The organism is Piscinibacter sp., from assembly GCF_047600445.1.
GTDB lineage: Bacteria > Pseudomonadota > Gammaproteobacteria > Burkholderiales > Burkholderiaceae_C > Piscinibacter.
Genome location: NZ_JASGKT010000001.1, coordinates 315913 through 332516, shown reverse-complemented (window position 1 = coordinate 332516; position 16604 = coordinate 315913). Strand labels below are relative to the sequence as shown.

Annotated in this window: 18 protein-coding genes; 7 read left to right on the top strand and 11 right to left on the bottom strand. The window is 69.1% G+C overall.

All coding sequences use genetic code 11. The annotated features are described in order from the left end of the window. Positions 1-23: 23 nt before the first annotated feature. The gene (locus QM792_RS01550; protein WP_415147413.1) at positions 24-518 is read right to left on the bottom strand and encodes a hypothetical protein; all 495 of its coding nucleotides are present in this window, start codon (positions 516-518) and stop codon (positions 24-26) included. 142 nt (positions 519-660) lie between these two features. On the opposite strand from QM792_RS01550, the gene QM792_RS01545 reads away from it, so the two are divergent. Next, positions 661-1458 carry a helix-turn-helix domain-containing protein gene (locus QM792_RS01545; protein ID WP_415147412.1) on the top strand — a complete coding sequence of 266 codons (798 nt, stop codon included), beginning with the start codon at positions 661-663 and terminating at the stop codon, positions 1456-1458. Positions 1459-1475: 17 nt separating this feature from the next. On the opposite strand, the gene QM792_RS01540 is transcribed toward QM792_RS01545, so the two are convergent. The 5 genes from QM792_RS01540 to QM792_RS01520 are packed head-to-tail and all read right to left on the bottom strand — an operon-like array spanning position 1476 to position 5778. After that, positions 1476-2039, bottom strand: a complete 564-nt coding sequence (locus QM792_RS01540) for a carboxymuconolactone decarboxylase family protein (protein ID WP_415147411.1) — start codon at positions 2037-2039, stop codon at positions 1476-1478. Then, a complete protein-coding gene (locus QM792_RS01535; protein WP_415147410.1) occupies positions 2029-2724 on the bottom strand; it encodes a substrate-binding domain-containing protein in 696 nt (231 codons plus the stop codon). The genes QM792_RS01540 and QM792_RS01535 overlap by 11 nt, the downstream gene beginning before the upstream one ends. Then, positions 2721-3797 (bottom strand): Rieske 2Fe-2S domain-containing protein, encoded by a 1077-nt coding sequence (locus tag QM792_RS01530; protein ID WP_415147409.1) that lies wholly within the window; start codon positions 3795-3797, stop codon positions 2721-2723. Before QM792_RS01530 ends, QM792_RS01535 begins: the two co-directional genes overlap by 4 nt. Before the next feature lie 26 nt (positions 3798-3823). Continuing rightward, the gene (locus tag QM792_RS01525) at positions 3824-4798 is read right to left on the bottom strand and encodes a hypothetical protein (protein ID WP_415147408.1); all 975 of its coding nucleotides are present in this window, start codon (positions 4796-4798) and stop codon (positions 3824-3826) included. Continuing rightward, on the bottom strand, positions 4798-5778 hold the full coding sequence (locus QM792_RS01520; RefSeq protein ID WP_415147407.1) for a fumarylacetoacetate hydrolase family protein: 981 nt from the start codon (positions 5776-5778) through the stop codon (positions 4798-4800). The genes QM792_RS01525 and QM792_RS01520 overlap by 1 nt, the downstream gene beginning before the upstream one ends. 180 nt (positions 5779-5958) lie before the next feature. Here QM792_RS01520 and QM792_RS01515 point away from each other — a divergent pair, with 180 nt between their 5' ends. From QM792_RS01515 to QM792_RS01505, 3 genes are all read left to right on the top strand, one after another. Further along, on the top strand, positions 5959-6939 hold the full coding sequence (locus QM792_RS01515) for a Bug family tripartite tricarboxylate transporter substrate binding protein (RefSeq protein ID WP_415147406.1): 981 nt from the start codon (positions 5959-5961) through the stop codon (positions 6937-6939). A gap of 224 nt (positions 6940-7163) precedes the next feature. Then, positions 7164-7652: a single-stranded DNA-binding protein gene (locus QM792_RS01510; protein WP_415147405.1), complete on the top strand. Its 489-nt coding sequence runs from the start codon at positions 7164-7166 to the stop codon at positions 7650-7652. A gap of 104 nt (positions 7653-7756) precedes the next feature. Beyond that, positions 7757-8377 carry a CAP domain-containing protein gene (locus QM792_RS01505; RefSeq protein ID WP_415147404.1) on the top strand — a complete coding sequence of 207 codons (621 nt, stop codon included), beginning with the start codon at positions 7757-7759 and terminating at the stop codon, positions 8375-8377. A 3-nt stretch (positions 8378-8380) separates the two neighbouring features. Here QM792_RS01505 and mnmA read toward each other — a convergent pair whose 3' ends face one another. Together mnmA and QM792_RS01495 are read right to left on the bottom strand one after the other, a co-directional pair. Beyond that, positions 8381-9493 (bottom strand): tRNA 2-thiouridine(34) synthase MnmA, encoded by a 1113-nt coding sequence (gene mnmA / locus QM792_RS01500; RefSeq protein ID WP_415147403.1) that lies wholly within the window; start codon positions 9491-9493, stop codon positions 8381-8383. Positions 9494-9501: 8 nt separating this feature from the next. Continuing rightward, positions 9502-9999: an NUDIX hydrolase gene (locus QM792_RS01495; RefSeq protein ID WP_415147402.1), complete on the bottom strand. Its 498-nt coding sequence runs from the start codon at positions 9997-9999 to the stop codon at positions 9502-9504. A gap of 53 nt (positions 10000-10052) precedes the next feature. On the opposite strand from QM792_RS01495, the gene QM792_RS01490 reads away from it, so the two are divergent. Continuing rightward, positions 10053-11636 carry a Re/Si-specific NAD(P)(+) transhydrogenase subunit alpha gene (locus QM792_RS01490; RefSeq protein ID WP_415147401.1) on the top strand — a complete coding sequence of 528 codons (1584 nt, stop codon included), beginning with the start codon at positions 10053-10055 and terminating at the stop codon, positions 11634-11636. A gap of 10 nt (positions 11637-11646) precedes the next feature. Continuing rightward, positions 11647-13062 (top strand): Re/Si-specific NAD(P)(+) transhydrogenase subunit beta, encoded by a 1416-nt coding sequence (gene pntB / locus QM792_RS01485; RefSeq protein WP_415147400.1) that lies wholly within the window; start codon positions 11647-11649, stop codon positions 13060-13062. 23 nt (positions 13063-13085) lie between these two features. Here pntB and QM792_RS01480 read toward each other — a convergent pair whose 3' ends face one another. From QM792_RS01480 to QM792_RS01470, 3 genes are all read right to left on the bottom strand, one after another. Further along, positions 13086-13553: a CreA family protein gene (locus QM792_RS01480; protein WP_415147399.1), complete on the bottom strand. Its 468-nt coding sequence runs from the start codon at positions 13551-13553 to the stop codon at positions 13086-13088. Between the two features lie 45 nt (positions 13554-13598). Continuing rightward, positions 13599-13721, bottom strand: a complete 123-nt coding sequence (locus QM792_RS01475; protein WP_415147398.1) for a hypothetical protein — start codon at positions 13719-13721, stop codon at positions 13599-13601. A 146-nt stretch (positions 13722-13867) separates the two neighbouring features. Then, positions 13868-14734, bottom strand: coding sequence for a fumarylacetoacetate hydrolase family protein (locus QM792_RS01470; protein ID WP_415147397.1), 867 nt, complete (start codon positions 14732-14734; stop codon positions 13868-13870). 173 nt (positions 14735-14907) lie between these two features. On the opposite strand from QM792_RS01470, the gene QM792_RS01465 reads away from it, so the two are divergent. After that, positions 14908-16578, top strand: coding sequence for a long-chain-fatty-acid--CoA ligase (locus QM792_RS01465; RefSeq protein WP_415147396.1), 1671 nt, complete (start codon positions 14908-14910; stop codon positions 16576-16578). Positions 16579-16604 lie beyond the last annotated feature (26 nt).

Genomic DNA, 16604 nt, shown 5'->3' with positions numbered 1-16604 from the left:
TGGCGGGCGTCGCCCGCCGGCGGCTAACGGGCCGCGGACGCGGCGGGTGCGGCGGAGGCCGCCGGCGCGGCCGGCTCGACGCCGATCGCCGGCTTGCCGTCTTTCTCGGTGCTGCGATCGATCACCAGCGTCTTGCCGAACACGAGCTGGACCCAGGTCGGGTAGGTGTAGGCCGTGCCCTTGTTGTGGTCGATGAGGGCGCCGATGCCGCCGCCGATGAGGATGTTGCCGAACATGCCGCCGTTGACGCGCGAGATGGCGCGCGCGGTCGCGTCGGGGTTCTCGGGGTGCTTGCAGACGATGTCCAGATCCTTGCCCGAGCGGCGCACCTGAGCGGTTTCGCCGGACTTGGCCGTGAGCGTGCCGTAGTCGTTGGTGAGCTTGCATTCGGCGCCCGCGACCATCTGGCCGGCGTCCGTCTGCGTCTCGATCTTCATCGGGTGGGTGGCGTCGTTGACGATGGTGGCGCAACCGGTGGACAGCACGGCCGTACAGCACAGCGCGAGGCAGCGAAGCATGGAAACATCCCTGAGCTTGTTGTGGGATGGCCAGTCTAGGCGGGCGGCGCGCCTGTCTCGCGGCGCGTGCCCGGTGCCGGGGCACTTTGTGTGACTATCATCTCGCAACCCGTGCCCCACGATCCTCGCTCGGAAGACACTCATGCCCCAGGCTGAAGACATGCACGGGGATGGAATCATCCGCTCCGTGACACGGGCACTGCGGGTCCTGGCGGTGCTCAACGAGCATGAGGCCATTTCCCTCGCCGAACTCCACAAGATCCTCGGGCTGCCGAAGACGACGATCCATCGGCTTCTCACGACGCTGTGCCATGCCGGCTACGCCCAGGCCGAGGAGCAGGCGGGCGCCTATCGTGTGTCCGAGAAGGTTCGCGAGCTCGGTGCCGGCTACACGCGGCGGTCGCTGGTGGTTGATGTCGGGGTGCCGATCGTCAAGCGCGTGACGCGCGAGATCAAATGGCCGCTGGCCATCGGCACGCTCGAGGGCACGGTGATTGTGATCCGCTACAGCACGATGCCCTACAGCCCGCTGGCGGTGCAGGCGACGACGGTGGGCCACCGGCACGGCCTGCTGGGTTCGGCGAGCGGGATGGCCTATCTGGCGTTCTGCGACGAACTTCAGCGCGAATCCCTGCTGCGGGCGCTGGTGGACGCGGCGCCCGTGCATTCCGGGCTGGAGCGCAGCATCTGGAGTCAGATTCGATCGGCGCAGCAGAAGGGGTATGGGCTCAGGCTGCCGAGCCGCCCGGGGGATAGCGCGACCGTCGCCGTTCCGATCAAGGTCGACACCGAGGTCGCCGGCGTACTGAGCATGACGACGTTCGGCAAGCTGATGGACCAGCGCCTGTTGGTGGAGCGCGTACCGGTGCTCAACGCGACCGCGGCGCAGATCGGCAGCGAGATGCGAAAGCGGGTCGGGCAAGAGGGCGCGGCCTCGTAGGCCGTGCGGACCGCATGTCAGGGCAGGGCGGGAAGCGTGGGCGCGCCATCGGCGGGCACGGCCGTCCGCGCCGCGTTCATGACCACCGCGAGCAGACCGTAGTAGCCGACGAGTCCGAGCAGGTCGACCGTCCCCGCTTCTCCAAACGCCGACACGGCCTGCGTCCAGGTCGTGTCGGCGACGGTGCGGTGGCTTTCCAGCTCCTTGCAGAAGTCGTAGACGAGCGCCTCGTGCGCGGACAGGTCCGCCGGGCGCCTGCCTTCGGCGATCGCGGCGATCGTCGCCGGCGACACGCCCGCGCGCTGCGCGATCGGCGCATGGATCGCCCACTCGACCGGCTGCGACCACGCACGCGCCACGAGCAGGATGACGAACTCCGACAGATGGAGTCCGAGCGCGCTGCGGTAGCGCAGGTACTCCCCCATGCGCTGCGCATGACGCATCAGCTCCGGGCTGCGCAGAAGCGGGACGAACGGCGAGATCAGCGCTCGGCGCGGACCCGAGATGACTTCGTCGGCGCACTCTGCCTGCAGCGGCGTCCAGCTCTCGCGCGGCAGCGCGGGAAGGCGGTCAAGGCTCATCGGTGGGTCTCAATCCATGTTTGCATAGCGACGGTTGGAACGCTGGCCCCCGGAGCCAGTCGGCGAGCCGCCGGAAGTTTGCCGATTGCGCCCCGCGCGTCGCCGCGAGGCAGAAGCGGGTGACGCACTGCTCCTGGTCCGGCGGGCAGCCAATGATGCGAAGGCCGCGCGCCGGCAGCAGCTCGCTGAGTTGCTGAAATCCCAGCGCAACGCGCCCGTCCGCGATCAGCGACGCGACCGGGATGCCCGCCTCGGCTACCACGAGACGTCCGTCGAGGTCGGCACCGAAGCCTCCTGCGATGAAGCGCTGCCTCAGGTGGCGGCCGCTCGGGCCGCTGGAGATGCCGACCGACGCCGCCGCCGCGATCGCCGCGCGAAAGGCCTGTGGCGTCGAGATGTCGACCGACTGCGCGTCGGAGGCGACGGCGGCGGCGATGGGCGACAAGGCAATCGCGGTGCTCGTGCCCGGAACCAGGTGCCCGGCGGCCTCGGCGGACGAGACCACCTCGTCGCTGAGCAGGACGGCATCGCAGGCGAACCCGCTCCGCAACACGTCGAGCGCTTTCGAGCCGCTCACGGACCGCACCTCGAGCTCGATGGCGAGCTCCTGCCGGCACGGATGGACGGCCTCCGCGAGCAGATGCCGCGTCGCCATCGACGACAGCACGACGAGTGGCGGGCTCACGCGATCTGCTTGTCCGCCATCTGTTTCAGCAGGCGCCGCGCCGCGCCGCCGGCCGCGTCGCTCTTGACGTGGATCTCCAGCCGTGTCGCCTCCGGCTCTAGGCGGTGCATGCGGGCCGCTTCCTCGAGCGCGAACTTGTCTTCCGCGAACGCCGTGCGGGCGTTGCTCTCGAACATCGCTGTAACCGCCGGGTCTCGCAACGCAAAGTCGCGTGCGAAGGTGAACCAGTAGTGGGTGCTCGTCCGGGTTTCCGGCGTCACGAAGTGCGTGATGCGGCCGTGGAACTCGGCGCGCCGGCTGGCCGGCGCCTGCAGGTCGCGCAACTCGACCTCGGCGCGGTGCAGCGCCGGGGAGCTGAACTCGGAGTACGTCCTGCGCGACATCTTGCCCTCGATGCCGGTCGGGCGGTACATCGGCGGAACCTCGCACTCGGCGACGAACCGCGTTATGCGGACCGTATCGCCTTCGGCCTGCATCTCGAAGGGCGCCTTCGCGTACTCGGGTGTGCCGAGCGTGCTGGGATGGAGGTATGTGAAGTGCGACAGGTCCAGCAGGTTCTCGTGCAGGTAGGCGTAGTTGGCGTTCAGGTGCAAATAACCGCGCGCGAAGTCCCAGCTCGAGTCGGTCAGCCAGCCCGTGTCGGGCACGCGTGACGTGTTGGCCGCGGCAGGGTCGCCGGTCCAGATCCAGACCAGCGGGCCTTGTTCCACGAGCGGATACGAGCGCGTGCAGGCCGTCGGCGGGATGCTCGTCTGCATCGGAATGTCGGCGCAGCTGCCGTCGGCGCGGAACGCCAGGCCGTGGTAGCCGCAGCGAAGCACGTCGCCTTCCAGCTTGCCGTGCACGAGTGGGTAGGAGCGGTGCGGACATCGGTTGCGCAACGCCACCGGCGTGCCCTTGGTGTCGCGGTAGAACACGAGGCTGTGGCCGAGCAGCGTGCGTTCCTTCAGCTCGCGCGAGAAGTCTTCCGCCCAGCCGGCGATGTACCAGCAATCCTCGATGAGCGGGGTGCTGGCATCGGCGAGGCGTTCGTTGGCGCGCGCCAGGGCAGAGGCGTGAGGGGGCTGTTGCATGTGTCGTTCCGGATGAGAGGCGCGGGCTACAGGTCGGCTGAGACCATGCCGTAGCCGATGCCGTATTCCAGGGTTGGCGCATAGGCGCGCTCGGAGGGTGCCGAGCCGCCGGCGGCGAGGTGTGCCGCCGTCGCGCACACCCAGGTGTGCAGTTCGAGGAAGCCGATGCCGGCGCGCTGCACGAGGTCGACCGGATCCCAGTCGTCCAGCAGTTGCGGCCTGCCGGCGCACAGCGCATCCAGAACCTCGTTGTCGAGCTGCGGGTTGAGCCGGATGTCCGCGCGCGTGCGGGCGCCGGACACCAGCATCTCCGCTCCCTCGATGTGCATGTCGTGTATGCGCCGGAACCACTGCTCATCGCTGAACGTTCCGCCGCGCGCACCGTCGAGCTGGTAGGCCGCGACGTCGGGGGCTCCTTCTCCGACCATCGGGTAGTAGCGCGTCGGGTGGTGAGACATGCCGCCCGATCCCATGAACAGCGTGCGTTTGCCTGTCGATGCGACGAAGCGTCCGATCGCCTCGCCGAGCAGGCGCGAGCGACGAAACGGCAGGTAGGGCTGCACCAGCGCGCCGATGAAGACGGGAATCACCGGAAAGCGATCGTGGCTGCCCAGCAGGCGCTTCAGCGGCTGCGAGAAGCCATGGTCGATGCGCATCTTGTAGGAGACGGCGGTGTCGAAGTCGGACGTGCGCAGGTGCTGCACCAGCGCTGTCGCCTGTTCGCGCGGGACGGCAAGGCGACCCGGGAAGCCGCCGATGTCGTCGACCGCTTCGGCGTCGAGCCCTACGCAATGCGCCGGCATCGTCGACAGGTGGAAGCCGGCGAAGTGGTCGGTGCCGAACACCACGACCTGCTCCGGCTCGAAGCTGTCGATCCGCGCCGCGCAGCGTTCGTAGTACGCGAGCAGCTCTGCCTCTTCCGCCGGAGCGCGTGCGCGGATCATGATGATCGGCGAATGGGACACGCACACGAGCGCCGTGTTCCCCGGACGCGCAGGCATCACGATTGCTCCGTGTCCAGGCGCCGGACGCCGTTGCTGAGCGTGCCGATGCGCTCGATGGTCACCGTCACGGGGCCGCCCAAGTTGTAGAGGTCGACATTCTGCACAGCGCCACCCGAGCCCGACTTCTTCAGCGCCGTGCCCATGGACACGATGTCGCCCGGCCACAGAGTCATGTAGCGCGACAGGAAGGCGATGACTTCCGGCGTCTTGAAGGTCAGGTTCGCCGTGTTGTCCTCAGTGATGACCCGTCCCTGGTGCCCGCAGGCGATCGCAAGATCGTGCGGGTCGGCGATGTCGTCCGCGGTGACGAGCCACGGCCCCATGCATCCGAAGGAGTCGCTGCCTTTGTAGCGTCCGGGATAGCTGACCCAGGTGTCGACGTAGCGCGTCTCCAGCGACCCCGCGGCGGCCGGGTGGATCGCCCGGTAGTGGAATGTGTCCTCCCCGCGCATCGTGGCTCCGGTGATGTCGTTGTGCGCGGTGTAGCCGAAGACGTGGTCGTAGGCCTGCTCGGCGCGCACGTTCTTGGCTTCCTTGCCAATGATCACTGCAAGCTCCGGCTCCGGATGCACGCGGCCGTAGTCGGCGCGCAGTTCGATCGAGTCATCGTGGCCGATGAGCGAACTGGCAGGCTTGATGAACGTCGCAGGGTGCTTTGGACCCTGCATGATGCGTTCGCTGTTCGCGCTGTTGTTGAGCGCGAGGCAGACGATCTTCGAGGGCCGACGCACCGGCGGTTGTAGCGCGACCTCGGCGATAGGCACGCCGCGCTGAGCGGCCATGATGGCCGGCAGCGCCTGGCGAAGCGACACCATCGTCGCCGGGCCCGCCTCGATCAGCTCGAGCATCGTGCGCGGTGCGGGCGCCGACGTGATGTGGTCGGACCAGGCGCTCGGCAGATCGAACAACTGCGTGCCGTCAGCGTTCACCGCGCCGATGCTGTCGCGTGTGCCCTGCCGGTAGCTCGCGAGTCTCATGCCATCTCCAATCAAAAGCAGATCGGCCCGCAGCGTAGTTCCAGGGGCGCCCGGCCAGGCAGATCATGCTTCGCCATTCCGGCAGGCGGAACGACATGACGAGCGCACATCGAAGCGATGCAGCGATTCTTAGGATGCTCGGACACCGCAGCCGCGGAACCATTCGAACAGGAGACATTGATGACGCTTGCCTCAATTTCCCGTCGCGCCCTCGTGGCGGCCGCGGCCCTTGCGCTGCTTGGCGCCGGTCCAGCCGGGGCCGAGACCTATCCGTCCAAGCCCTTGCGCATCCTCGTGCCGTTCCCACCGGGTGGTCCCAGCGACACGGTCACGCGCTTGGTGGGCCAACGCCTGAGCGAGACCATGGCCCAGCCTATCGTCATCGACAACCGGCCGGGCGGCGGCGGGCAGATCGCCGCTTCCGCGCTGCTGCAGGCCCCGGCCGACGGGTACACCCTGTTTGTCGGCGATGTGGGTGCGCTTTCGATCAATCCCTCGCTCTATGCCAAGCTGACCTTCGACCCGCTCAAGGACTTCCAGGGCATCTCGACCTTGATGAGTGCCAGCATGGTGCTGGTCGTGCCGGCGGCAAGTCCGATCGCCAGCGTCAAGCAACTGCTCGCCAAGGCAACCGCGCAGAAGTCCGTCCAGTTCTCGTCGCCGGGCATCGGTACCGGCAGCCACATGTTGAGCGAGATGCTGCGCTCGCAAGCCAACGCGAACTTTCAGCACGTTCCCTACAAGGGGACTGCCGCCGCGGTCCAGGGGGTCATGGCCGAGGAAGTGGACTTCATGTTCGAAAACGTGGGCGCCGTCGCGCCGCTCGCGAAAGCCGGCAAGGTCAAGGCGATCGCCATTGCGGACATGCAGCGCAACAAGTTCCTGCCGGAAGTCCCGACCATGTCCGAGCAGGGCCTGCCGACCGTGAAAATGTCCCCGTGGTGGGCATTGGTGGCTCGCGCGGGTACGCCCGACGCTGTCGTCCAGCGCCTCCACGCCGAGGTGAGCGCGGCATTGAGCCATCCCGCTGTCGTGCGTCGACTCAACGAACTCGGATTCGAGCCCATGCTGAGAAGCCCCGAAGAGACTCAGAAGCTCATCAGGGACGAAGGCGCCCTGTGGGGATCGGTCGTGAAGGCGGCCGGCATCAAGGTCGAGTGATCCCGCGGCGGGCGGCGTTGGGCAGGAGCCGCAACTTCGGCCGGGGCACGCTTCTCCGTGCCCGCCATGGATCAGGCTCCTCGCCCGTGGTGCTGGCCTGGACGCCGCGCGGGCACATCCAGCGCCGCTGAATCCCAGCCGTGGTGCTCGGTGGGGTAAGCTTCGACACAGTCGGGCAAACTGGACGGGAAGATTGCCCCCAAACAGCAGAAGCGGAGAGCGCCATGGCCTCGTTGAACAAAGTGATGATCATCGGCAACCTCGGCCGCGACCCCGAGGTGCGCTACACGCCGAACGGCAACGCGGTCTGCAACGTCAGCGTGGCCAGCACGCGGCAGTGGAAGAGCAAGGATTCCGGCGAGCGCCAGGAAGAGACCGAATGGCACCGCGTGGTGTTCTACGACCGCCTGGCCGAGATCGCCGGTGAATATTTGAAGAAGGGCCGCTCGGTGTACGTCGAGGGCCGCCTGAAGACCCGCAAGTGGCAGGACAAGGAAGGCAAGGACCAGTACACCACCGAGATCATCGCCACCGAGATGCAGATGCTCGGCGGCCGCGAAGGCATGGGTGGCGGCGCCGGCGACGAGCGTGGCGGCGACGACTACGCCGAGCGCCCGCAGCGTTCCGCCCCGGCGGCCCGCCCGGCGGCGAGCAAGCCGGCGGCCAAGCCGGCCACGGGCTTCGATGCGATGGACGACGACATTCCGTTCTGATTCCGCAGCGGTCGCCGCCGGCGCGGGCCGCCCGAAGCGGCCCGATCCACTGCTTACCGTTCTTCACCCCCTTGGCGCGGTGCGCTCGCTAGCCTTGCCGCGCCATGTCAACAAGCTCGAAACACCAAGGCCCCGCGCGGCTGGCCAGCCTGTGGCTGGCCGCCGTGGTGGCGGCCTGCGGCGGTGGCGGCGGCAGCGATGCGCCCGCGCCCTCGGCGGATGCAGCCGCGCCCGCACCGGTACCTGCCCCCGCGCCCCCCTCACCCGCGCCGCCCTCGGCCGACGCCAACTGCGCGTTGCCCGACTTCGCCGCCAGCGCGCTCGCACGTGTCAACCAGCTACGCGCCGCCGGCGCGGACTGCGGTGCGAGCGGCCGCTTCGCGCCGGCCGGCGCGCTGGCCTGGAACACGCAGCTCGCCGCGGCGGCCACGGCGCATTCGCTCGACATGGTGGCGAACAACTTCTTCTCGCACACCGGCTCGAACGGCAGCACGATGCGTTCGCGCGTCGAAGCCACCGGCTACGCGTGGAGCGGCCTGGGCGAGAACATCGCGGCCGGCTACGGCACGGTCAACAGCGTGATCGAAGGCTGGATCGGCAGCGACGGCCACTGCGCCAACCTCATGAACCCGAACTTCACGCAGCTCGGCGTGGCCTGCGTCAAGGGCACGGCGGCCAACCGCTACGGCAACTACTGGACGATGGACCTGGCGCGCCCGCGCTGAGCCTCAATCCAGCGCCTGCGCGATCACCCCGCCGCCGAGGCACACCTCGCCGTCGTACAGCACCGCCGACTGCCCCGGCGTCACGGCCCATTGCGGCTCGTCGAAGCGCAGCGTGAACCCGCCCGCCGCGGCGCCGCGCTCGAAGCGGCACGGCGCATCGGCCTGGCGGTAGCGCGTCTTCGCGCCGCAGGCGCCGGCCGGCGGCGCCGTGCCGGCCACCCAGCTCGCGTCGTCGGCGCGCAGCGCGCCCGACAGCAGCCACGGGTGCTCGTGGCCCTGCACGGCGTACAGCGTGTTGCTCGCCATGTCCTTGCGCGCCGCGAACCAGGGCGCGTGCTCGCTGCCGCCCCTGGCCGCGCCGCGCTCCTTCAGCCCGCCGATGCCGATGCCCTTGCGCTGGCCCAGCGTGTAGAACGACAGGCCGACGTGCTCGCCGATCGTGCGGCCGCGGTCGTCCTTGATCGGCCCGGGCTGGTTGGCGAGGTAGCGGTTGAGGAATTCGCGGAACGGCCGCTCGCCGATGAAGCAGATGCCGGTGGAGTCCTTCTTCTTCGCGTTCGGCAGGCCGATCTCGGCGGCGATGCGGCGCACCTCGGTCTTGGGCAGCTCGCCGATCGGGAACATCGTGCGGGCCAGTTGCGCCTGGTTCAGCCGGTGCAGGAAGTAGCTCTGGTCCTTCAGCGGGTCCAGGCCCTTGAGCAGCTCGAACGTCCCTTCGCGCTCACGCACGCGCGCGTAGTGCCCGGTGGCGATCTTCTGCGCGCCCAGGCGCATCGCGTGGTCGAGAAAGGCCTTGAACTTGATCTCGGCGTTGCACAGCACGTCGGGGTTGGGCGTGCGGCCGGCCTGGTATTCGCGCAGGAACTCGGCGAAGACGCGGTCCTTGTAGTCGGCGGCGAAGTTGACGTGCTCGATCTCGATGCCGATCACGTCGGCCACCGCCGCCGCGTCGACGAAGTCGACGTTGCTCGAGCAGTACGCCGAATCGTCGTCGTCCTCCCAGTTCTTCATGAAGATGCCGACCACCTCGTGGCCCTGCCGCTTGAGCAGCCATGCGCTCACGGCGGAGTCGACCCCGCCGGACAGACCGACGACGACCCGCAGCTTCTTGCCCATGGAGGCGATTATCCGGCGCGCTTGATCTCCGGCGCGCGCACGCTGGCGTCGGTGTGGATGGCCGCCAGCGGCAGCCGCGCGCCGGCGGCGTGGTCCTCGATGCAGCGCAGCACCAGCGCGCTGCGGTGGCGCTCGCGGCTGGCGCGCACTTCGGCCAGCGTCATCCACAGCGTGCGCACGATGCCCGCGTCGAGCGCGCGCGCCGGGTCGGGCTCGCCCACCGTGCCGCCGAAGGCCAGGCGCAGGTAGGTCACGTCTTCGCCGGTGGCCGGGCGCTGGAAGCGCGAGAGGTACACGCCGACCAGGTGGCCGGGCGTGAAGGCGCGCGCGGTCTCCTCCAGGGCCTCGCGCACCACGCCTTGCTGCGGGCTTTCGCCGGGGTCGAGGTGGCCGGCCGGGTTGTTGAGCCTCAGGCCTTCGGACGTGTGTTCCTCGACGAGCAGGTAGCGGCCGTCGCGCTCGATGATCGCCGCGACGGTGACGCTGGGCTTCCAACGTTCGGTCATGGCCGCAGAGAATGCCAGAATCCACCCATAACGAGGACCGAGAGGAGCAGACCATGCTGATTGGAGTCCCGCTGGAGACAGCGGCTGGGGAAAAGCGCGTCGCCACCGTGCCGGAGGTGGTCGAGAAGCTCGTCAAGCTGGGCTTCACGGTGGCCGTGCAAAGCGGCGCCGGCGAGGCGGCGAATGTCAGCGACGAGGCCTACCGCGCCGCCGGCGCCGAGGTGCTGCCCAGCGCGGCCGAGCTGTGGGCCAAGGCCGACGTCGTCTTCAAGGTGCGCCCGCCGAGCGCGGAAGAAGTGGGCCTGATGCGCGAGGGCGGCATGCTGGTCGGCTTCGTCTGGCCGGCGCAGAACCCCGAGCTGATGCAGCAGCTCGCCGCGAAGAAGGCCACCGTGCTGGCCATCGACTCGCTGCCGCGCCAGCTCTCGCGCGCGCAGAAGATGGACGCGCTGACCTCGATGGCCGGCGTCAGCGGCTACCGCGCGGTGATCGAGGCGGCCAACGCCTTCGGCCGCTACTTCAACGGCCAGATCACCGCCGCCGGCAAGATCCCGCCGGCCAAGGTGTTCATCGCCGGCGCCGGCGTGGCGGGCCTGGCCGCGATCGGCACGGCCGCCGGCCTGGGCGCGATCGTGCGCGCCAACGACACGCGCGCCGAGGTGGCCGACCAGGTCGTCTCGCTGGGCGGCGAGTTCGTCAAGGTCGACTACGAGGAAGAAGGCTCGGGCGGCGGTGGCTACGCCAAGGTGATGAGCGAGGGCTTCCAGCAGGCGCAGCGCGAGATGTACGCGCAGCAGGCCAGGGAGTGCGACATCATCATCACCACCGCGCTGATCCCGGGCAAGCCCGCGCCCCGGCTGATCACCGCCGAGATGGTCCGCAGCATGAAGCCCGGCAGCGTCATCGTCGACATGGCGGCCGAGCAGGGCGGCAACTGCGAGCTGACCGAACCCGGCCGGGCGGTGGTCAAGCACGGCGTCACCATCGTCGGCTACACCGACCTGGCCAGCCGGCTGGCCAAGCAGTCGTCGACGCTGTACTCGAACAACCTGCTGCGCCTGACCGAGGAGCTGTGCAAGGCCAAGGACGGCAAGGTCGACGTCAACATGGACGACGACGCGATCCGCGGCCTGACGGTCATCAAGGACGGCACCGTCACCTGGCCGCCGCCGCCGTTGAAGCTGCCGGCCGCGGCGCCCAAGCCCAAGGCGAGCGCCGCGGCGGCGCCGGCCGCCAAGGGCCACGGCCACGGCGCCGGCGAGCCGATGTCGGCCAAGGCGCTGGTGACGACCTTCGCCATCGGCGCGGCCGCGCTGCTGGTCGTCGGCCTGTTCGCGCCGGCCTCGTTCCTGTCGCACTTCACGGTGTTCGTGCTGGCCTGCTTCATCGGCTACATGGTGATCTGGAACGTGACGCCCTCGCTGCACACGCCGCTGATGAGCGTGACCAACGCGATCTCGTCGATCATCGCCATCGGCGCGCTGATCCAGATCGCGCCGCCGCTGGACGGCGCCGGGGCCGACCGGCCCTCGGGGCTGATCCTGGGCATGGCCGTGCTCGCGCTCGTGCTCACGGCCATCAACATGTTCGGCGGCTTCGCGGTGACGCGGCGCATGCTGGCGATGTTCCGCAAGTGAGGGAGTGGAGATGACTTCGAGCCTGGCCACCGTCGCCTACATCGGCGCCACCATCCTCTTCATCCTCAGCCTCGGCGGACTCGCCAACCCCGAGACCGCGCGCCGCGGCAACCTGTTCGGCATCATCGGCATGACCATCGCCGTGCTGGCCACCGTGCTCGGCCCGCGCGTCACGCCGGCCGGCTACGCCTGGATCGTCGGCGCGCTGGTGGTCGGCGGCAGCATCGGCCTGGTCGCGGCGAAGAAGGTGCAGATGACGCAGATGCCCGAGCTGGTCGCGCTGATGCACAGCCTGGTGGGCCTGGCGGCCTGCCTGGTCGGCTTCGCCAGCTACGTCGACACCTCGATCACCTTCGCCTCGCCGGCCGAGAAATCCATCCACGAGGGCGAGGTCTACATCGGCATCCTGATCGGCGCCATCACCTTCTCGGGCTCGGTGATCGCCTTCGGCAAGCTGTCGGGCAAGATCGGCGGCAAGCCGCTGCTGCTGCCCGCTCGGCACTGGCTGAACCTGGCCGCGCTGCTGGTGGTGGTCTGGCTCGGCCGCGTCTTCCTGCAGGCGCACGACGTGCAGTCCGGCATGGTGCCGCTGCTGGTGATGACGGTGATCGCGCTGCTGTTCGGCGTGCACATGGTGATGGCCATCGGCGGCGCCGACATGCCGGTGGTCGTCTCGATGCTCAACAGCTACTCGGGCTGGGCCGCGGCGGCCACCGGCTTCATGCTCGGCAACGATTTGCTGATCGTCATCGGCGCGCTGGTCGGCTCCTCGGGCGCGATCCTGTCGTACATCATGTGCCGCGCGATGAACCGCAACTTCGTCAGCGTGATCGCCGGCGGCTTCGGCGGCGGCGCGCCCGCGCCGGCCGCGGGCGGCGGCGCGGCGCAGCCCGCCGGCGAGGTGTCGCCGATCAGCGCGGCGGAGACCGCCGAGCTGCTGAAGGAGGCCAAGAACGTCGTCATCGTGCCGGGCTACGGCATGGCGGTGGCGCAGGCGCAGCACGTCGTCAACGAGATCACGAAGATCCTGCGCGCCAAGGGCGTGAACGTGCGCTTCGGCATCCACCCGGTGGCCGGGCGCATGCCGGGGCACATGAACGTGCTGCTGGCCGAGGCCAAGGTGCCCTACGACATCGTGCTGGAGATGGACGAGATCAACGCCGACTTCCCCGACACCGACGTGGCGATGGTGATCGGCGCCAACGACATCGTGAACCCGGCCGCGCAGGAAGACCCCGCCAGCCCGATCGCCGGCATGCCGGTGCTCGAGGTGTGGAAGGCGCGCACCTCGATCGTGATGAAGCGCAGCATGGCCTCGGGCTACGCCGGCGTCGACAACCCGCTCTTCTACAAGGACAACAACCGCATGCTGTTCGGCGACGCGAAGAAGATGCTCGACGAGGTGCAGGCGGCGTTGAACGGGTGAGGGGCGCCGCCGCGGGCCGCCGCTCAGCGCAGCGGAATCACCGTGGCGCGGTCCACCGGCACGGCGGTCACGCTGTTCTGCGGCGAGCCTTCGATGACGCGGTCGGAGTAGGTCAGGTAGACCAGCGTGTTGCGCGCCTTGTCGACCATGCGCACCACGCGCAGCTTCTTGAACACCAGCGAGATGCGCTCGTTGAACATCTCCTCCTGCGCGCGCAGCGGCTTGGGGAAGGAGATCGGGCCGGTCTGGCGGCAGGCGATCGAGGCTTCGGCCTTGTCCTCGGCCAGCCCCAGGCCGCCCTTGATGCCGCCGGTCTTGGCGCGCGACACGTAGCAGGTGACGCCGGCCACGCCGGGGTCGTCGTAGGCGTCGACGACGATCTTGTGGTCGGGCCCGATCAGCTTGAAGACGGTGTCGACCTCGCCGATCTCGTCGGCGTGGGCGGCAAGGGCGCAGGCGGCGAGCGCCAGCGCGGGCAGGAACTTCGTCATGTCGGCCTCCGTGGTGACGGGGCCGAGCGTAGCGCAGGCGGTCTGTCAGCCGAGGCTGCGCGCCAGCACCACCAGCGCGAAGCCGCTGGCCAGGCACAGCACCAGCGCCCAGTTGGGCATCTGGCCCTTGGGCACGGGAAGGTGGCGGTGACGAAACTTGTCGTTCATGCGATTTCCGGTCACCCCGCCAGCCGCAAAGTGGCTGCTTCGGGGTGAATCCGCTCCTGCGGGCGTGGTTGCGGGCGCCGCTGCGAAGTCCGTGCCACTTCGCGCGCCGGCCCGTGCGGAAATCACGCCGCCGCGGGCCTTGCGCTTCAACCGTCGATGAGCGCCGGATCCCAGGCGTGGACCCGCTGGTGCTGCTCGCCGAGTTTCTCGATGCCCAGGCGCATCGTGTCGCCGGGCTTCAGGTACACCGGCTGCGGCTTGACGCCCATGCCCACGCCCGGCGGCGTGCCGGTGGAGATCAGGTCGCCGGGGTACAGCGTCATGAAGCGGCTGACGTAGCTGACCAGTTGCGCCACGCCGAAGATCATCGTCTTCGTGCTGCCGCTCTGGAAGCGCCGGCCGTTGACCTCCAGGAACATGGCGAGGTCCTGCGGGTCGCCGACCTCGTCGGCGGTGACCAGCCAGGGACCGACCGGGCCGAAGGTGTCGCAGCCCTTGCCCTTGTCCCAGGTGCCGCCGCGCTCGAGCTGGTATTCACGCTCGGAGACGTCGTTGACCACGCAGTAGCCGGCCACGTGCCGCAGCGCCTCGGCCTCGGGCACGTAGCGCGCCTTGCTGCCGATCACCACGCCCAGCTCCACCTCCCAGTCGCTCCTGGTCGAACCCTGCGGCAGCACCACCGCGTCGTTCGGCCCGGTGCGCGCGCTGATCGGTTTCATGAACAGGATCGGCTCCCGGGGCGCCGGCAGGCCGGCCTCGGCGGCGTGGTCGGCGTAGTTCAGGCCGATGCACAGAAACTTTTCGCAACCGCTCCACGGTGGCGCGATGCGGCCGGGCTGTTCGACGACGGGCAGCGTGGCCGGGTCGATCGCGCGCAGCCGCTCCAGCCCCTTGGGCGTGAGGGTGTGGGCGCCGATGTCGGCCAGCACGCCGGCCAGGTCGCGCACGCGGCCCCGCGCGTCGAGCAGGGCGGGTTTTTCGGCGCCCCTGGCGCCGTATCGCATCAGCTTCATGTCGTGGATCATCCGCAAGGCGTCGGTGCCGAATGATGATTCATCCGCGCCGCGAGCGCGGGATTACCCGCGGCGCGGCGGCGGCCGGGCGTGCCGCGCCGCTATCGAAACACCTGAGGGGTGCGCCGCGGGGCGTGGGCGAGAATCGCCGCAGTGCAAGGAGAGACGAGCCGATGGAAAAAACCTGGTTGAAGCAGTACCCCGCAGGCGTGCCGGCGAACATCGACGTCGCGCAATACCCCTCGCTGGTGGCGCTGCTGGAGGACAGCCTGAAGAAGTACGCCGCGCTGCCCGCGTACAAGTTCATGGGCAAGCCGATCAGCTTCGCGCAGCTCGACCAGGCCTCGCGCGCGCTGGCCGCCTACCTGCAGTCGCAGGGGCTGGCCAAGGGCGACCGCGTCGCGATCATGATGCCCAACGTCCCGCAGTACCCGGTGGCGGTGGCGGCCGTGCTGCGCGCCGGCCTCGTGGTGGTCAACGTCAACCCGCTGTACACGCCACGCGAACTGGAGCACCAGCTCAAGGACTCCGGCGCCAAGGCGATCCTGATCGTCGAGAACTTCGCCCACGTGCTGCAGCAGGTGATGAGCGCGGTGCCGACCAAGAAGGTGATCCTCACCGCGCTGGGCGACATGCTCGGCGTGCCGAAGTCGTGGATCGTCAACTACGTGGTGCGCAAGGTGAAGAAGATGGTGCCGGCCTACGAGCTGCCCGGCGCCGTGCGCTTCAACGACGCGCTCTCGCAGGGCGCCGGCAAGTCCTTCACGCCGGCGCAGGTGGGGCCCGACGACATCGCGGTGCTGCAGTACACCGGCGGCACCACCGGCGTCAGCAAGGGCGCGGTGCTGCTGCATCGCAACCTGGTGGCCAACATCCTGCAGTCCGAGGCCTGGTACCAGCCGGCGCTGAAGAAGATCCCCAAGGGCGAGCAGATCGTCACCGTCTGCGCGCTGCCGCTGTACCACATCTTCGGCTTCAACACGAACATGATGCTGGGCCTGCGCATGGGCGGCTGCAACATCCTGATCGCCAACCCGCGCGACCTGCCGGCGATGTTCAAGGACCTGGCGCGCGAGAAGTTCCACAGCTTCCCGGCCGTCAACACGCTGTTCACCGCGATGGCCAACCACGCCGAGTTCGGCACCGTGGACTGGAGCAGCCTGGTGATCTCGGTGGGCGGCGGCATGGCGGTGCAAAGCGCCACCGCCAAGCTGTGGCTGGAGAAGACCGGCTGCCCGATCGTCGAGGGCTACGGCCTGTCGGAGACCTCGCCGTCGGCCACCTGCAACCCGGTGGACAGCACCGCCTTCAGCGGCAACATCGGCCTGCCGATGCCCAACACCGAGCTGACGCTGCTCGACGACGACGGCCGCGAGGTCGGCCCCGGCCAGGCCGGCGAGATCGCGATCCGCGGCCCGCAGGTGATGGCCGGCTACTGGCAGCGCCCCGACGAGACCGCCAAGGTGATGACCGCCGACGGCTACTTCCGCACCGGCGACATCGGCATGGTCGACGAGCGCGGCTACTTCCGCATCGTCGACCGCAAGAAGGACATGATCCTGGTCAGCGGCTTCAACGTCTACCCGAACGAGGTCGAGGACGTGGTGACGCAGATGGACGGCATCCTCGAATGCGCCGCGATCGGCGTTCCCGACGAGAAGGCCGGCGAGGCCGTCAAGCTGGTGATCGTCAGGAAGAACCCGGCGGTCACCGAGGCCGACGTGCGCGCCTACTGCGAAGCCAACCTGACCGGCTACAAGCGGCCCAAGGTGGTGGAGTTCCGCAACGAGCTGCCCAAGACGCCGGTGGGCAAGATCCTGCGCCGGGAGCTGCGCGGAAAGTGACGCTCCCGGCTCGTGCGAGACTCCGC